The sequence below is a fragment of the Streptomyces avidinii genome (assembly GCF_045161815.1).
GTDB classification, from domain to species: Bacteria; Actinomycetota; Actinomycetes; order Streptomycetales; family Streptomycetaceae; genus Streptomyces; species Streptomyces avidinii.
Map to the genome: position 1 here is coordinate 5,420,598 of NZ_CP108863.1, position 15,346 is coordinate 5,435,943.

The window sequence follows — 15,346 nt, forward strand, 5'->3', positions numbered from 1 at the left end:
CAGCCGCTGAGGGAGCAGTCGTGGCACGGAAGATCGGCAGCCGGTACACCGCGCACCAGATCCTGGGGCGCGGCAGCGCGGGCACGGTGTGGCTGGGCGAGGGGCCTGACGGGCCCGTCGCCGTCAAACTGCTGCGCGAGGACCTCGCGTCCGACCAGGAACTCGTCGGACGGTTCGTCCAGGAGCGCAGCGCGCTGCTCGGCCTGGAGCACCCGCACGTCGTGTCCGTCCGCGACCTCGTCGTGGACGGCAACGACCTCGCCCTCGTCATGGACCTCGTCCGCGGTACGGACCTGCGCACGCGCCTCGACCGCGAGCGGCGGCTCGCCCCCGAGGCGGCCGTGGCGATCGTCGCGGACGTCGCCGACGCGCTGGCTGCGGCGCACGCGGCGGGGGTCGTCCACCGGGACGTCAAGCCGGAGAACGTCCTGCTGGACATGCAGGGCCCGCTCGGCCCGGGCGGTTCGCACCCGGCGCTGCTGACCGACTTCGGCGTGGCCAAGCTGATCGACTCCCCGCGGCGGGCCGCGGCGGGCCGGGCCTCGGCGCCGACGACCCGGATCATCGGCACCCCGGACTACCTGGCGCCGGAGATCGTGGAGGGCCTGCCCCCGCGGGCCGCGGTGGACATATACGCCCTGGCCACGGTCCTGTACGAGCTGCTGGCCGGGTTCACCCCCTTCGGCGGGGGCCACCCGGGAGCGGTCCTGCGGCGGCACGTGACCGAGACGGTCGTCCCGCTGCCGGGCATCCCCGACGAGCTGTGGCAGCTCATCGTGCAGTGCCTGGCCAAGGCGCCGGCCTCGCGGCTGCGGGCCTCGGAGCTGTCGGTCCGGCTGCGGGACCTGCTCCCGATGCTGGCCGGGATGCCGCCGCTGGACGTGGACGAGCCGGACGACGCGGAACCGGACCCCGAGCCCTCGGAGGAACCGGCGGCGGATCCGGTCCGGCGGCGTGGCGTGGTTCCGCTGGTGCCGGGCTCGGCGACGGACTCCAACCGGGACACCCACACCTCGATGCGCGTGCCGGGGCCGGACGAGCTGGCGGGCGGGGCGCTGGGCACCGCCCGCGTGCCGCGCCCGGCCGGCGGCCACCGGCCGGGCTCCGCCCGCCACCGCGCGGAGGCCGCGCGCAAGCGTCGGCTGGTCCTGTCGGTGTCGGCCCTGGCACTGGCCGCGGCCGTCGGCCTGGGCACGTGGCTGGCCGTCTCCGGGGGCGAGGAGCCCCCGCCCCAGGACAGCAAGCAGTCGGTCCCTCGGGTCCCGTAACGCCGTGCGGCGCCGCTCCCGGGGCTCCGCCCCGGACCCCGCGCCACAAACGCCGGACGGCTGGATTTTCGAGCCGTCCGGCGTTTGAGGACCGGGTCCGGGCAGAGCCCGGGAAACGGCGAAAGGGCGGGGCGGGGAGAGAGCTCCGCGCAGCGGTCACCCGCGGCCGGGGACGGCTACGCGTTGGCCAGTTCCGGGTGCCAGCGCCGCGCCACGGCCGGGTGGGCGCGGACCCAGCCCTTGAGTTCGTTGCGGCCGTACTCGGCGTGCAGCGGGTTCGACTCGTCGTGCGCGACCCCCGGCGCGGAGCGCAGGTACTCGCCCGGAACGGTCTCGATCACCGCGTCCAGCCGCGGGTTGTAGAAGAACGGCACCGAGTACCGCTCCACCGCCCCCGGCGGGCTGACCACCCGATGGTCCGTCGCCGTCAGGTAGCCCTCGGTCGCGATCTCCAGCAGCTCGCCCAGGTTCACCACGAACGCGCCCGGCATCGGCGGCACGTCCAGGTAGCCGCCGTCCCGGACCACCTGGAGGCCGCCCACCGAGTCCTGGAGCAGCAGCGTCAGGAACCCGTAGTCCTTGTGTGCGCCCACGCCCTGGTCGGCGCCGGAGGGGGCCGATCCCGGGTAGCGAATCAGCTTGGTGTGCAGGTGCGGGCGGTCCGCGAAGGCCGCGTCGAAGAAGTCCGCCGGGGCGCCGATCGCGACGAGCAGCTCCTGGAGCAGGCGGTGGGCCACCGCCGCGAGCCGGGACTGCCAGTCCAGGACCACCGTGCGCAGTTCCGGGAGGGCGGCGGGCCACTGGTTCGGGCCCTCCAGCCACAGGTACGCCGGGTCGTCCGGTCCCACCGCCGGCGCCGGGCGCTCCGCGCCGACGTCCAGCTGGTCCCGCCAGTCGGAGGCTCCGCCGGTCAGCTCGTGGCCGATGCGGGTGTAGCCGCGGAAGTGCGGGGAGTTCAGATTGCTGACCGAGAGCCGCTCGGACTCCGGGAGGGCGAAGAACGCCCTGGTCAGTTCGAGGATGCGGGCGCTCTCGGCGGCGGTGACGCCGTGCCCGGTCAGGTGCAGGAAACCGGAGTCCCGGGCGGCTGCGTGCAGCTTCTTCAGGAAGTCGGCCCGCTGGGCCGGGTCGTCCGCCTGGGAGAGGTCCAGGACGGGGAGAGTGTGCGCGGACGGCATGACGGCTCCGTTTCGGGATGTCACGGGGTCCTGTTCCCCAGAGGTGGCGGGGGCCGCGGGGCGGGGGAGGGTCTCCGACAGGGGTGGTGCCGGGACCGCGGGAGCCGCGCGTACAGGACCAAGTCGGATCGGGTCGGATCAGGCTTGGGTTCGGTCCGGCGGCAGACAGCTCGTCGTCGTGACACGCATGTGGTCCACATGGCGGCGCTTGACGAGGAGAACGGTCATACGGTGAGCGTACGCCCGTACGAGCTCTCATCAGTACGGGTGATCCGGCCTGCCCGGACGGCATCGTCCGGGGACCGGCTACGCTGGACCCGTGGCAGTCGTCGATGTTTCCGAAGAGCTGAAGTCCCTCTCCTCGACCATGGGGTCGATCGAGGCCGTCCTGGACCTCGACAAGCTGAGGGCAGATATCGCCGTGCTCGAGGAGCAGGCCGCCGCGCCGTCCCTGTGGGACGACCCGGAGGCGGCTCAGAAGATCACGAGCAAGCTTTCGCACCTCCAGGCGGAGGTCCGTAAGACCGAAACGCTGCGGGGGCGCATCGACGACCTCGGGGTGCTCTTCGACCTCGCCCAGGAGATGGACGACGCGGACACCCTGGCCGAGGCCGAGGTCGAGCTCGTCTCCGTCCGCAAGGCGCTGGACGAGATGGAGGTCCGGACCCTGCTCTCCGGCGAGTACGCCGAGCGCGAGGCCCTGGTCAACATCCGTGCCGAGGCCGGTGGCGTCGACGCCTCCGACTTCGCCGAGCGCCTCCAGCGCATGTACCTGCGCTGGGCCGAGCGCCACGGGTACTCGACGGAGATCTACGAGACCTCGTACGCGGAAGAGGCCGGCATCAAGTCGACCACCTTCGTCGTCAAGGCCCCGTACGCCTACGGAACGCTCTCGGTCGAGCAGGGCACCCACCGCCTCGTGCGGATCTCGCCCTTCGACAACCAGGGCCGCCGCCAGACCTCCTTCGCGGGCGTCGAGGTGCTCCCGGTCGTCGAGACCAGCGACCACGTCGAGATCGACGAGACCGAGCTGCGCGTCGACGTGTACCGCGCCTCCGGCCCCGGCGGCCAGGGCGTCAACACCACCGACTCCGCGGTGCGCATCACGCACCTGCCGACCGGAATCGTGGTCTCCTGCCAGAACGAGCGCTCGCAGATCCAGAACAAGGCCAGCGCCATGAACGTCCTCCAGGCCAAGCTGCTCGAGCGGCGCCGCCAGGAGGAGAAGGACAAGATGGACGCCCTCAAGGACGGCGGCAGCTCCTGGGGCAACCAGATGCGCTCCTACGTCCTGCACCCGTACCAGATGGTCAAGGACCTGCGGACGGAGTTCGAGGTCGGCAACCCGCAGGCCGTGCTCGACGGCGAGATCGACGGCTTCCTGGAGGCCGGAATCCGCTGGCGCAAGCAGCAGGAGCAGACCGCGTAACGGCGCGGCACGAGACACAGCACGAGGAGAAGGGCCCGGACACCAGGTGTCCGGGCCCTTCTCGCGTGTGTGATCGGGTACGCGGCACGGATACCGCGCGCACCGCGACGGGGCGGTGTGAGCGCTCTAGGCGGCGTGCTGGGCCACCAGCGCCAGAGCTGCCACGAGGACCACCATGAGCACGATAAGGGTCATGGGGTTCAGGCCGGAGAAGGGGCTGCCCTCCTGCTGGAGGCGCTCCCGGTTCGCCCGGCACACCGGGCAGCGGCCCTGGCTGACGGGTGCGGCGCAGTTCGCGCACACGAGCCGGTCATATGTCATGCGCTCCTCCTCTCGTCCCCTCGGTCTTCTCGTTGCGTACAACGGTGCGGGGACCCGGACCGTTCCCCCTACCACTGTGCCAGCTTCGCCGACATTCGGCGCGGCCCGTCCGGGCAATCACGGTCCGGACGGGCCGGCACCCCGGGATAAATCGGGCAAGTCCGGAGGCCGGGTCCACACCTCGCGCCCGTTCGCGTATGGTCACGCACACCTACTCCCGGCGACCGTGGTGCACCCGTGATCCGATTCGACAGTGTCTCCAAGTCCTACCCGAAGCAGAGCCGTCCCGCACTGAGAGAAGTCTCCCTCGACATTGCGAAGGGCGAGTTCGTCTTCCTCGTCGGCTCCTCCGGCTCCGGCAAGTCCACGTTCCTGCGCCTGATCCTGCGCGAGGAACGGGCGAGCCACGGCCAGGTGCACGTCCTGGGCAAGGACCTCGCCAAGCTCTCCAACTGGAAGGTTCCGCAGATGCGGCGCCAGTTGGGGACCGTCTTCCAGGACTTCCGCCTGCTGCCCAACAAGACGGTGGCCGAGAACGTGGCCTTCGCCCAGGAGGTCATCGGCAAGCCGCGCGGCGAGATCCGCAAGGCCGTCCCGCAGGTCCTCGAACTCGTGGGCCTGGGCGGCAAGGAGGACCGCATGCCCGGCGAGCTCTCCGGCGGTGAGCAGCAGCGCGTGGCCATCGCCCGCGCCTTCGTCAACCGCCCCGCCCTGCTGATCGCGGACGAGCCCACCGGCAACCTCGACCCCCAGACCTCGGTCGGGATCATGAAGCTGCTGGACCGGATCAACCGGACCGGCACCACGGTGATCATGGCCACACACGACCAGCAGATCGTCGACCAGATGCGCAAGCGCGTCATCGAACTCGAACAGGGCCGACTCGTGCGCGACCAGTCGCGCGGCGTCTACGGCTACCAGCACTGAAAGGTCCCTGAGACGCAATGCGCGCCCAGTTCGTCATGTCGGAGATCGGCGTCGGTCTCCGTCGCAATCTCACCATGACCTTCGCGGTCATCATCTCCGTGGCCCTCTCACTGGCCCTGTTCGGCGGCTCCCTGCTCATGCGCGAGCAGGTGAGCCGGATGAAGGGCTTCTGGTACGACAAGGCCAACGTCTCGATCTACCTCTGCAACAAGCAGGACGCCCAGGAGGCCGGCGAGGCGGCCGCCAAGCCGGACGGTTCGGCGAGCGGCTCCGGAGGCGTAGCCACCTGCCGCAAGGGCGCCGTGACCGATGAGCAGAAGAAGCAGATCGACTCCGAGCTCAAGCAGATGACGCTGGTCAAGAGCGTCGCGTACGAATCGGCGGACGAGGCGTACAAGCACTACCAGGAGCAGTACGGGCACACCGCGCTCGCCTCCTCCATCACGCCCGACCAGATGCAGGAGTCCTTCCGGGTCAAGCTCAAGAACCCGGAGAAGTACAAGGTGGTCACCTCCGCCTTCGCCGGCCGCGACGGCATCCACACCGTCGACGACCAGCGCAAGGAGATCGACGACCTCTTCCGGATCCTGAACTACCTCAACTACGCGGCCCTCGGCATCATGTTGATCATGCTGATCGTGGCGCTGCTGCTGATCGTCAACACCGTGCGCGTCTCGGCGTTCAGCCGAAGGCGGGAGACCGGGATCATGCGGCTGGTGGGTGCCTCCAGCTTCTACATCCAGGTTCCCTTCATCATGGAGGCGGCCGTCGCCGGCCTCATCGGCGCGCTCTTCGCCTGCGTCATGCTCGTCTCCGGGCAGTACTTCGTGATCGACCACGGCGTCGGACTGCGGGACAAGATCCAGCTGATCGACTTCATGGGCTGGGGATCGGTGCTGGCCAAGCTCCCGTACGTCCTCTTCATCGGCCTCCTGATGCCCTCCATGGCCGCCTTCGTCGCCCTGCGCAAGTACCTGAAGGTGTGACAAGCGCCCCGCGAGCGGTCCGGTCAACCACCCGTACCGGCGCGGGGCTTGTCCTAGACTCGGCGCCATGCTGGGCTTGCCGAGTATTCCCGCCTTCTGTCTCCGGCCCCGCGACCTGCGTCGCGGGGCCGTTTTGACGTTGGCCTTCCTCACCGCCGTGGGCGCCGGTGCGTACACCGGCTGCTGGGACCGCGAAGAGGGTGCCGTGGCCGCCGCGGCCCTGACCGGCGCCCCCGCTCCGGAGGCCCCGCGCCAGGCCGGCACCGCCGACCGGGACGCGGTCGCCCGGGCCGCCGCGGAGGCCGTCGCCGAGGGCAAGTCCGGCAAGAAGGCCGCGCAGGAGGTGGTCAGCCGCAGCGGCGACCGCTGGGGCACCGTCTACGACCAGGGCGAGTACGCCGCCTTCGCCGAGGGCCTCGACGGCCGCTGGACCGGCGTGGGCGTCTGGGCCGAGCGGGCCCACGACGGCATGATCAAGGTCGACAAGGTCCAGCCGGGCAGCCCCGCCGCCCGGGCGGGACTGCGCGCCGGGGACCGGCTGCTGAGCGTCGACGGGCACACCGTGACCGGCCTGGCCGTCGCCGACGTGGTCGCCCTGCTGCGCGGTGTGGCCGGCACCCCCGTCGTGCTGAACCTGAACCGGGACGGCGCGGACCTCACCGAGACGGTGCGCCGCGAGCAACTGCGCACCGAGCCGGTGACCGTACGCCGGCGCCCGGACGGGGTCACGGTCATCAAGGTGGTCTCCTTCACCCGCGGTTCCGGCGAGCGCGTCAGGTCCGCCGTGCGCGCGGCCCCGCCCGGTGAGGGGGTCGTGCTCGACCTGCGCGGCAACCCGGGCGGCCTGGTCGCCGAGGCGGTCACCGCCGCCTCGGCCTTCCTGGACGGCGGGCTCGTGGCCACGTACGACGTACGCGGCGACCAGCGGGTCCTGTACGCGGCCCCGGGCGGGGACACCACCCGGCCGCTGGTGGCCCTCGTCGACGGCGGCACGATGAGCGCGGCCGAGCTGGTGACGGGCGCCCTGCAGGACCGGGGCCGGGCCGTGGCGGTGGGCAGCCGGACCTTCGGCAAGGGCTCGGTGCAGATGCCGACCGAGCTGCCTGACGGCTCGGTGGCCGAGCTGACGGTGGGCACGTACCGCACACCGGCGGGCCGGAGCCTGGACGGCGAGGGCATCACCCCGGACGTGCCGGCGGGCGAGGCGGTCGAGGAGCGGGCGGTCACAGTATTGGGTGGCCTCGGGGTGGGTCCGTAGTGCGAAAATGACCGCACTATGGCTAAGGAAAAAGGGCGCAAGCTGATCGCCCAGAACAAGAAGGCGCGCCACGACTACGCGATCATCGACACCTACGAGTGCGGTCTCGTGCTCACGGGTACCGAGGTCAAGTCCATGCGCCAGGGCCGGGCCTCGCTGGTGGACGGCTTCGTGTCGGTGGAGGGCGGGGAGGCCTGGCTCTACAACGTGCACGTGCCGGAGTACAGCCAGGGCACCTGGACCAACCACAGCGCCCGGCGCAAGCGCAAGCTCCTCATGCACCGCGAGGAGATCGACAAGCTGGAGCGCAAGGCGGACGAGTCGGGTCACACGATCGTGCCCCTCTCGCTGTACTTCAAGGACGGCCGGGCGAAGGTCGAGATCGCGCTGGCCAAGGGCAAGAAGGAGTACGACAAGCGGCAGACGCTGCGGGAGAAGCAGGACACCCGCGAGACGAACCGGGCGATCTCGGCCGTCCGGCGCAAGCAGCGCGGCACGGTTTAATCACCTGGCACGCGGCGCTCCACTTCGCGTACCATGGCGTCAGCACCGCCCCCCGGGGTGGAGCAGCTTGTTAAAAAAACATGGGGATGATCGGTTTCGACAGCGGATGTCGATGCAGGGGAAGCGAGCCGAGGAAGCGGCAATGATCTCGCTAACCATATGTCGCAAAAAATAATCGCCAACTCCAAGAGCGATAACTCCCGCTTCACCCTCGCTGCCTAATAACAGTGAGCTGAAGCCTCTGTGAGGAGCGTCAGCCCGGAAGTGGTCCCGGTCCGGATCCTGGCGTCAATTAGGGATCTAAACCTCTAGCCCCGGTCACGGGGGTTGGAGGGAAACCAAACAGTGACTGAGCCCGTCGGAGACTTGTCCGTGTGATCTCCGGGGCTGAGAAAAGCGCAGCGGACTGCGCTCGGAGAAGCCCTGCTTCTGCACCGTTGGACGCGGGTTCGATTCCCGCCATCTCCACTCATCCCATGTGGGCAAAGGCCCCGCAGCCTCTCGGCTGCGGGGCCTTTGTCATGCGTCAGTAGTGGTAGCGGGCCTTGACGACCTTCACTTCCTTGTCGTCGGCCCGGTACACGAGGCGGTGCTCGTCGTCGATGCGGCGGGACCAGTAGCCCGTCAGTTCGCCCTTCAGGGGCTCGGGCTTGCCGATGCCGGTGAACGGGTCCCGCTGGATCTCGCCGATCAGGCGAGTGATCCGGCGGGCCATCTTCCGGTCCGACGAGAGCCAGAACAGGAAGTCCTCCCAGGCGGCGGGGTCGAAGTGAACGCTCCTCACTCCTCGCCCCCGGCCAACTCCCTCAGCTCGTCCAGCGTCCTGGTGACCGTGGAGGCGCCCTCGCGGTCGCGCGCGACGGCTTCCATCAACCGCTGGGCGTTGGCGGGGGAGCGCAGGAGGTAGACGGTCTCCTGCCAGGAGTCGTAGTCGTCGGCGGACATGAGGACCGCGTCACCGCTCTTCGAGGTGATGCGCACCGGGGCGTGGTCGGTGTTGACGCGCTCGATCAGCGGGAACAGGGTCGCCCTGGCTTCGCTGGCGCTTATGGACATGGTGCGCTCCTCTCGTCGAGTCGTACCAATCTATGGTACAAGTCCGGTACGGGAAACCGGTACGACTTTCGTGAGGGCGAGCGCGAGGAAGGCCGCCGCGGCCGGGAGGGCGTACGCGGCGGACGGGCCCAGGTGGTCGACCAGGGTGCCGGCCGTGGCCGCGCCCAGGGCGATGCCCGCGAGGATGGCGGTGACTGCCAGGGTCATGCCCTCGTTGAGGCGGCCCTCCGGCGTCAGGGCGTGGACCCGGGACATCGCCGTCACCATCGTCGGAGCCGTGGCCATGCCCGCCAGCAGCAGGGCGCAGGCCAGCGGGAGGAGCGAGTCCGTGCTCGCCGCGAGCCACGGCAGGGTCATCGCGGCGGCCATGGCGACCAGGCAGGTGCGCAGGCCGAGCGGACGCAGCGTTCCGTAGAGCAGCCCGGCCGCGCAGGAGCCCGCCGCCTGGAGGGCCAGCACCGGGCCGGAGGCGGCGCCCAGCCCCAGGGCGCCGAGGTGGGCGATCGAGGCGATCTCCATCGAGCCGAAGACCACACCGGTGGCCAGGAAGAGAGGCAGCAGCGGGGCCAGGGCGCGCAGCGGTGAGCCGCGGCGCGGTCCCGCCGACACCGGGGGCTGGGTGGCGCGGCAGGAGGTGAACACCAGCATGCCGGTCAGCAGCAGGACGGCCGCGGTGAGGGTGCCGGCCTCGGGGAGGACGACCGAGCAGAGGAAGGCCGCCAGCACCGGGCCGAGCATGTAGCAGAGCTCGTCGGCGGCCTGTTCGAAGGACATCGCGGTGTGGTGCGCGGCCGGGGAGTCGCGCAGCAGGTGCGTCCAGCGGGCGCGGGACATCCCGCCGATGTTCGGGGTGGTGGCGGTCGCGGCGTACGAGGCGAAGAGGGTCCAGGCGGGGGCCCCGGTGCGGACGCACACGACCAGGGACAGCGAACCGAGGACCGCGATCAGGGTCGCCGGGACGGCGATCCGGGCCTGGCCGTGCCGGTCGACCAGCCGGGCGGTCCAGGGCGCGACCAGTGCGGTGGCGGCCATGCCGGTCGCCGTGACCGCGCCGGCGAGGGCGTACGAGCCGCGCTGGCCGGCGATCATCATGACCGCGCTGACCCCGAACATGCCCATCGGGAGGCGGGCGAGGAGATTCCCGGCGGTGAAGCCGCGGGTGCCGGGCAGCGCGAACAGGCGGCGGTAGGGGCCCTGCGGGCGCGGGGGAGTGCGTCGGGGGGTGCGCCGGGCGGACGGTGCGGCGAGGACGAGGGTGCTGCCGGTGACGGACATGAGGGGCATGACCACCACCCTCGGCCGGGACCGGGCGCGGCGTCCAACACCTGTCCGGCAGCCATTCACGCCGATCCGTTGTTAGTCTCCGGGGATGATGCCCCGTGACGTGGACCCCCGCCTGCTGCGCGGGTTCGTCGCCGTGGCCGAGGAACTGCACTTCACCCGCGCCGCCGCCCGGCTGTACGTCGCCCAGCAGGCGCTGAGCCGCGACGTACGGCGGCTGGAAGAGGCCCTCGGCACCACGTTGTTCGTCCGTACGACCCGCGCCGTCGAGCCGACCCCCGACGGGGAGCGGCTGCTGCCGCTCGCCCGGCGGGTGCTGGCCGCGCACGAGGCGGTCGCCGCCGCCTTCGCCGCGCCCAGGGCGCTGCTCGTCGACCTGAACACCGACGGGCCGAGCACCGCGCGCACCGTCCTGGAACGGGCCCGCGAACTCGCCCCGGACTGCGAGCTGATGGCCCGCTGGGAGAGCGGGCTGACCTACGCCGCCGCCGAGGTCGCCGCCGGGCGCCTCGACGTCTCCTTCGGGTACGCCGCCGGGCTGGACCCGGTGTGGCGCTCCCGCATCGCGCACCGGCCCGTGCGGTACGAGCCGCTCGCCGTGCTGCTGCCCGAGGCGCACCCGCTGGCCGGGCGGCCGACCGTACCGCTCGACGCGCTGGCCGGGGAGACCGTGTACGCGGGCGCCGGGAACCCGCGGACGCCGGAGTGGACGGGGCTGGCGCGCGAGCTGTTCGCCGGACGCGGGATCCTGATGGCGCCGCCCGCGCCGGTGGCCATGGGCAAGGACGAGTTCCGCCGGGTCATGGCCAAGACCGGCCACCCGGTACTGGTGACCGTGGACTTCGTCGACATGCCCGGGTCCGTGAAGCGGCCGCTGGTCGACCCGGTACCGCTGTCCCCGCTGTCCATGGTGTGGCGCAAGGGCTTCGGCCACCCCGGTCTCGAAGCGCTGCACCGGGCCGCGGCCACCCTCTCCGCGGAACACGGCTGGCTGGAAGTGCCCCCGGGGAGCTGGCGCCCGGCCGCGCTCACAGGCGCCCTTGGCGGCGGGTGAGAGCAAGGTTTCCCGGCGGTCATCCGGCGGGGACCGGGGCGGAAACGCGCCGTTCCTACGGTCGTGCCACGGACGCGAGAGCTGTGGACGCGAGAGCTGTGGAGGCGTGTGATGACCGGTACGACCGCACCGCGCAAGGGGGGCCGCTGGATCGAGCGGTGGGACCCCGAGGACGAGACCTTCTGGAAGGAGACGGGGGAGCGGACCGCCCGCCGCAACCTGGTCTACTCCGTGTTCTCCGAGCACATCGGCTTCTCGATCTGGTCGCTCTGGTCCGTGATGGTCCTCTTCATGGGACCGGCCTACGGGATCGACCCGGCCGGGAAGTTCTTCCTGATCGCCACCGCCACCCTGGTGGGCGCGGTCGTCCGGGTCCCGTACACCTTCGCCGTCGCCCGCTTCGGCGGCCGGAACTGGACCGTCGTCAGCGCGCTGCTGCTGCTCGCGCCGACGGTCGCCGCGCTCGTGGTGATGGAGCCCGGGACCTCGTACGGGACCTTCCTGGTCGTCGCGGCCCTCACCGGCGTCGGCGGCGGCAACTTCGCCTCCTCCATGACCAACATCAACGCCTTCTTCCCGCTGCGCAAGAAGGGCTGGGCACTCGGCCTGAACGCCGGCGGCGGCAACATCGGCGTTCCCGTGGTGCAGCTCGCCGGGCTGCTGGTCATCGCGACCGCCGGGGCCGCTCACCCGCGGTACCTGCTGGCCGCCTACATCCCGCTGATCGTGCTCGCGGCCGTCCTGGCGGCCGTACGGATGGACAACCTGGCGCCCGTGCGCAACGACACCGGCGCGGTCCGCGAGGCGCTGAAGGACGCGCACACCTGGATCATGGCGTTCCTCTACATCGGGACCTTCGGGTCCTTCATCGGCTACAGCTTCGCCTTCGGGCTGGTGCTGCAGACCCAGTTCGGCCGCACCCCGCTCCAGGCCGCCTCGCTGACCTTCATGGGGCCGCTGCTCGGATCGCTGATCAGGCCGGTGGGCGGGGCGCTCGCGGACCGCTTCGGCGGGGCGAGGATCACCCTGGGCACGTTCGTGGCGATGGCGGCGGCCACCGCAGTGGTGGTGTTCGCCTCCCAGCGGTCCTCGCTGCCGGTCTTCCTCGTGGGGTTCGTGGCGCTGTTCGTCCTGAGCGGGCTCGGCAACGGATCGACGTACAAGATGATCCCGGGCATCTTCCAGGCGAAGGCGCTGGCGCGCGGCATGACCGGCGAGGGCGCGGCCGCGTACGGGCGGCGGCTCTCCGGCGCCTCCATGGGGCTCATCGGCGCCGTCGGCGCGCTCGGCGGACTGGGCATCAACCTGGTCTTCCGGGAGGCGTTCCGTACCTCCGGCTCCGGAACGGCGGCCTTCGTCACCTTCCTCGGCTTCTACGCCCTGTGCTGCGCGGTGACGTGGGCGGTATACCTTCGCCGCCCCGCGGCCCCGGTGATCCACACGGTCGGGGCCGAGACGAAACCGCAGCTCACGTCGGTGTAACCGGGGCGAAATACGGGTGAACCGAGTCCGACACGACAGGTTGGCAGGCTCGGTCCGCCCGTACCGCCCCACACCGCCCCGCATGCGTCACTAGGCAGGTCACGATGGTCACGATGGACGACACGAACAACGGCCCGCTCGCGGGCTTCACCGTCGGGGTCACGGCAGCCCGGCGGGCGGACGAGCTCATCGCCCTGCTCCGGCGGCGCGGAGCGGCCGTACTGCACGCGCCGGCACTGCGGATCGTGCCGCTCGCCGACGACAGCGAGCTGCTGGCCGCCACGAAGGAACTGATCGACTGCGCACCCGACGTGGTCGTGGCCACCACCGCGATCGGTTTCCGGGGATGGATCGAGGCGGCCGACGGGTGGGGTGTCGGCGAGGACCTGCTGGAACGGCTGCGGGCCACCGAACTGCTGGCACGCGGACCGAAGGTGAAGGGTGCGATCCGGGCCGCCGGGCTCGTGGAGACCTGGTCCCCGGACTCCGAATCGCTCGCCGAGGTACTGCAGCGGCTGCTGACGGCGGGGGTGGCCGGCCGGCGAATCGCGCTCCAGCTGCACGGGGAGCCGCTGCCCGGCTTCGTCGAGGCGCTGCGGGAGGGCGGCGGCGAGGTGGTGGTGGTCCCGGTGTACCGGTGGATGGCCCCGGAGGACCTCGGGCCGCTGGACCGCCTGCTGGACGCGGTGATCGCCGGCGGGGTGGACGCGGTCAGCTTCACCTCCGCGCCGGCGGCGGCCTCGTTGCTGTCCCGGGCGGAGGAGCGGGGGCTGCGCGAGGCCGTACTGGAAGCCCTGCGCGGCAGGCTGCTGTCCGCGTGCGTGGGCCCGGTGACCGCGCTGCCGCTCCAGGCGCACGGGGTGGACACGGTGCAGCCCGAGCGGTTCCGGCTGGGCCCGCTCGTGCAGTTGCTCTGCCGCGAGCTGCCCGGCCGGGCCCGGGTGCTGCCGGTGGCCGGGCACCGGCTGGAGATCCGCGGCCACGCGGTCCTGGTGGACACGCAGCTGAGGCCCGTACCGCCGGCGGGCATGGCCCTGCTGCGGGCGCTGGCCCGGCGCCCGGGCTGGGTGGTCTCCCGCGCGGACCTGCTGCGCGCACTGCCGGGCGCGGGCCGGGACGAGCACGCGGTGGAGACGGCGATGGCCCGCCTGCGGGTGGCGCTCGGGGCGCCGAACGTGATCCAGACGGTGGTCAAGCGGGGATACCGGCTCTCGCTGGACGCGGGCGGGGAGGCCAAGTACGGGGAGCTTCCCGCCGACGCGGTGACGGCCAGGGGGGTCCTCGGCTAGCGTGCCGGGATGATCATTGACGGGGTTGAGATGAGGGGCGTCGTGCTCGGCGACGCCGCCGGGCTGGCCGAGGCGTTCGCCCGGAACCGGGCGTTCATGGCACACGTCGAGCCGGTCCGCCAGGACGCCTACTACACGGAGGCCGGCCAGCGGGAGCGGCTGGAGGGGGTGCTCGCGGAACGGGACGCGGGGCGGATCGTCCCGTACGTGTTCGTCGAGACGGCCACCGGTGCGCCCGTCGGCGCGATCAACCTCGGCTCGATCGCGTACGGGCCGCTGTGCAGCGGCGGTGTCGGGTACTGGGTCGACCCCGCCTGGCACGGCAAGGGGCTGGCCACCGCGGGCCTGGAGGAGGTCTGCCGGGTCGCCCGCGACGAGCTGGGCCTGCACCGCGTGGAGGCGGGCACCCTGGTCGACAACCTGGCCTCGCAGCGGGTGCTGGCGAAGGCGGGCTTCGAGCAGTTCGGCCTCGCGCCGCGCTACCTGCACATCAACGGTGCCTGGCGCGACCACCGCCTCTTCCAACGCCTCCTCCACGACAACCCTCCGGCGGCCTAGCCGACCCAGCCCCGCTGGCCGATCCAGCCCCTCCGGCACACCTCAAACGCCGGCGAGGCTGAAGATGGCCGGCAGCAGCCCGTGGGTGCGCGCAGCGCAAGGACGAGCCCACCGGTTCGGGGGCTTCCGCTGTGACCCGCCGGGCGGCAATCTGGTACGGCACCCCCACGACGGGAGGCTGACGGCATGCGGTTCGATTCCGGGCGGATCTGCCTGGACCTGGTGGCCACCTTCACTCCCCATGAGGCGATCCCGGACGGTGACGAGCTGCGGCTGTGGCTCGCCGGGGCCGGCCTGGTACCCGACCGGACGCCGCTCGCCCGGGTGGGACCCGAGTGGGCCGCGGCCTTCCGGGCCCTGCGCGCCGACGTGGAAACCCTCGTACGGGCGGAGCTGCTCGGCACCGATCCCGACGAGCACGCCCTCGCCCGCGTCAACGCACTGGCCGCCGGACCACCCCCTGGCCTGTGCGCCGTACGGGACCAGGAAGGGCACCTCGTACGGGAGTTGTGCGGCGGCGTGGAGTGCGGCGCGCTGCTCGCGGCCGTCGCCCGGGACGCCGTCGAGCTGCTGACCGATCCCGGTGACCTGGCGCTGCTGCGGGCCTGCGACGGAGACGGCTGCACCCGCGTCTACCTGGACACCTCCCGCGGGCACCGGCGCCGCTGGTGCTCCAGCGAGCGCTGCGGCAACCGCGAGCGCGTGGCCCGGCACCGGCGCCGGGCCCTGGCCGCCGGGCCCCGGTAGCCGGGCCC

16 protein-coding genes and 1 other RNA gene are annotated in these 15,346 nt (G+C 71.8%); 12 read left to right on the forward strand and 5 right to left on the reverse strand.

Features of this window, described 5'->3' with window-relative positions; genetic code table 11:
• The first annotated feature begins 20 nt into the window (after window positions 1-20).
• On the forward strand, window positions 21-1,268 hold the full coding sequence (locus OG373_RS24260; protein ID WP_405440288.1) for a serine/threonine-protein kinase: 1,248 nt from the start codon (window positions 21-23) through the stop codon (window positions 1,266-1,268).
• Between the two features lie 176 nt (window positions 1,269-1,444).
• Here OG373_RS24260 and OG373_RS24265 read toward each other — a convergent pair whose 3' ends face one another.
• Window positions 1,445-2,446, reverse strand: coding sequence for an isopenicillin N synthase family dioxygenase (locus OG373_RS24265; RefSeq protein ID WP_397730929.1), 1,002 nt, complete (start codon window positions 2,444-2,446; stop codon window positions 1,445-1,447).
• A 319-nt stretch (window positions 2,447-2,765) separates the two neighbouring features.
• Here OG373_RS24265 and prfB point away from each other — a divergent pair, with 319 nt between their 5' ends.
• Entirely contained in the window at window positions 2,766-3,875 is a 1,110-nt protein-coding gene (gene prfB / locus OG373_RS24270) for a peptide chain release factor 2 (protein WP_397730931.1), read from the forward strand.
• A 126-nt stretch (window positions 3,876-4,001) separates the two neighbouring features.
• Here prfB and OG373_RS24275 read toward each other — a convergent pair whose 3' ends face one another.
• On the reverse strand, window positions 4,002-4,196 hold the full coding sequence (locus OG373_RS24275) for a hypothetical protein (protein WP_189973378.1): 195 nt from the start codon (window positions 4,194-4,196) through the stop codon (window positions 4,002-4,004).
• A 237-nt stretch (window positions 4,197-4,433) separates the two neighbouring features.
• Here OG373_RS24275 and ftsE point away from each other — a divergent pair, with 237 nt between their 5' ends.
• The 5 genes from ftsE (at window position 4,434) to ssrA (ending at window position 8,342) form a co-directional block, all read left to right on the forward strand.
• On the forward strand, window positions 4,434-5,123 hold the full coding sequence (gene ftsE, locus OG373_RS24280) for a cell division ATP-binding protein FtsE (protein ID WP_030771648.1): 690 nt from the start codon (window positions 4,434-4,436) through the stop codon (window positions 5,121-5,123).
• A gap of 17 nt (window positions 5,124-5,140) precedes the next feature.
• Entirely contained in the window at window positions 5,141-6,109 is a 969-nt protein-coding gene (ftsX, locus tag OG373_RS24285; protein ID WP_397730934.1) for a permease-like cell division protein FtsX, read from the forward strand.
• A gap of 67 nt (window positions 6,110-6,176) precedes the next feature.
• The gene (locus OG373_RS24290; RefSeq protein ID WP_405440292.1) at window positions 6,177-7,367 is read left to right on the forward strand and encodes a S41 family peptidase; all 1,191 of its coding nucleotides are present in this window, start codon (window positions 6,177-6,179) and stop codon (window positions 7,365-7,367) included.
• An 18-nt stretch (window positions 7,368-7,385) separates the two neighbouring features.
• Window positions 7,386-7,871 (forward strand): SsrA-binding protein SmpB, encoded by a 486-nt coding sequence (gene smpB / locus OG373_RS24295; protein WP_189973381.1) that lies wholly within the window; start codon window positions 7,386-7,388, stop codon window positions 7,869-7,871.
• Window positions 7,872-7,953: 82 nt separating this feature from the next.
• Window positions 7,954-8,342, forward strand: a transfer-messenger RNA (tmRNA) gene (gene ssrA / locus OG373_RS24300).
• 55 nt (window positions 8,343-8,397) lie between these two features.
• On the opposite strand, the gene OG373_RS24305 is transcribed toward ssrA, so the two are convergent.
• The 3 genes from OG373_RS24305 to OG373_RS24315 are packed head-to-tail and all read right to left on the reverse strand — an operon-like array spanning window position 8,398 to window position 10,202.
• On the reverse strand, window positions 8,398-8,655 hold the full coding sequence (locus OG373_RS24305) for a Txe/YoeB family addiction module toxin (protein WP_405440293.1): 258 nt from the start codon (window positions 8,653-8,655) through the stop codon (window positions 8,398-8,400).
• Window positions 8,652-8,927 (reverse strand): type II toxin-antitoxin system Phd/YefM family antitoxin, encoded by a 276-nt coding sequence (locus OG373_RS24310; protein ID WP_189973383.1) that lies wholly within the window; start codon window positions 8,925-8,927, stop codon window positions 8,652-8,654. The genes OG373_RS24305 and OG373_RS24310 overlap by 4 nt, the downstream gene beginning before the upstream one ends.
• A 30-nt stretch (window positions 8,928-8,957) precedes the next feature.
• Entirely contained in the window at window positions 8,958-10,202 is a 1,245-nt protein-coding gene (locus OG373_RS24315) for an MFS transporter (protein ID WP_405444184.1), read from the reverse strand.
• 94 nt (window positions 10,203-10,296) lie between these two features.
• On the opposite strand from OG373_RS24315, the gene OG373_RS24320 reads away from it, so the two are divergent.
• The 5 genes from OG373_RS24320 (at window position 10,297) to OG373_RS24340 (ending at window position 15,338) form a co-directional block, all read left to right on the forward strand.
• Window positions 10,297-11,262, forward strand: a complete 966-nt coding sequence (locus OG373_RS24320; RefSeq protein ID WP_405440294.1) for a LysR family transcriptional regulator — start codon at window positions 10,297-10,299, stop codon at window positions 11,260-11,262.
• Window positions 11,263-11,373: 111 nt separating this feature from the next.
• A complete protein-coding gene (locus tag OG373_RS24325) occupies window positions 11,374-12,744 on the forward strand; it encodes a nitrate/nitrite transporter (RefSeq protein WP_397730941.1) in 1,371 nt (456 codons plus the stop codon).
• A gap of 113 nt (window positions 12,745-12,857) precedes the next feature.
• Window positions 12,858-14,033, forward strand: a complete 1,176-nt coding sequence (locus tag OG373_RS24330) for a uroporphyrinogen-III synthase (protein ID WP_405440296.1) — start codon at window positions 12,858-12,860, stop codon at window positions 14,031-14,033.
• Between the two features lie 9 nt (window positions 14,034-14,042).
• A complete protein-coding gene (locus OG373_RS24335) occupies window positions 14,043-14,591 on the forward strand; it encodes a GNAT family N-acetyltransferase (RefSeq protein WP_405440298.1) in 549 nt (182 codons plus the stop codon).
• A gap of 186 nt (window positions 14,592-14,777) precedes the next feature.
• On the forward strand, window positions 14,778-15,338 hold the full coding sequence (locus OG373_RS24340; protein ID WP_397730947.1) for a CGNR zinc finger domain-containing protein: 561 nt from the start codon (window positions 14,778-14,780) through the stop codon (window positions 15,336-15,338).
• Window positions 15,339-15,346 lie beyond the last annotated feature (8 nt).

What these genes read in the sequence shown, in the direction of transcription:
- OG373_RS24265 (WP_397730929.1), bottom strand. Translation starts at nt 2,446, where the DNA reads ATGCCGTCCGCGCACACTCTCCCCGTCCTGGACCTCTCCCAGGCGGAC.
- OG373_RS24275 (WP_189973378.1), bottom strand. Translation starts at nt 4,196, where the DNA reads ATGACATATGACCGGCTCGTGTGCGCGAACTGCGCCGCACCCGTCAGC.
- ftsX (WP_397730934.1), top strand. Translation starts at nt 5,141, where the DNA reads ATGCGCGCCCAGTTCGTCATGTCGGAGATCGGCGTCGGTCTCCGTCGC.
- OG373_RS24290 (WP_405440292.1), top strand. Translation starts at nt 6,177, where the DNA reads ATGCTGGGCTTGCCGAGTATTCCCGCCTTCTGTCTCCGGCCCCGCGAC.
- smpB (WP_189973381.1), top strand. Translation starts at nt 7,386, where the DNA reads ATGGCTAAGGAAAAAGGGCGCAAGCTGATCGCCCAGAACAAGAAGGCG.
- OG373_RS24310 (WP_189973383.1), bottom strand. Translation starts at nt 8,927, where the DNA reads ATGTCCATAAGCGCCAGCGAAGCCAGGGCGACCCTGTTCCCGCTGATC.
- OG373_RS24315 (WP_405444184.1), bottom strand. Translation starts at nt 10,202, where the DNA reads ATGTCCGTCACCGGCAGCACCCTCGTCCTCGCCGCACCGTCCGCCCGG.
- OG373_RS24320 (WP_405440294.1), top strand. Translation starts at nt 10,297, where the DNA reads ATGATGCCCCGTGACGTGGACCCCCGCCTGCTGCGCGGGTTCGTCGCC.
- OG373_RS24325 (WP_397730941.1), top strand. Translation starts at nt 11,374, where the DNA reads ATGACCGGTACGACCGCACCGCGCAAGGGGGGCCGCTGGATCGAGCGG.
- OG373_RS24330 (WP_405440296.1), top strand. Translation starts at nt 12,858, where the DNA reads ATGGACGACACGAACAACGGCCCGCTCGCGGGCTTCACCGTCGGGGTC.
- OG373_RS24335 (WP_405440298.1), top strand. Translation starts at nt 14,043, where the DNA reads ATGATCATTGACGGGGTTGAGATGAGGGGCGTCGTGCTCGGCGACGCC.
- OG373_RS24340 (WP_397730947.1), top strand. Translation starts at nt 14,778, where the DNA reads ATGCGGTTCGATTCCGGGCGGATCTGCCTGGACCTGGTGGCCACCTTC.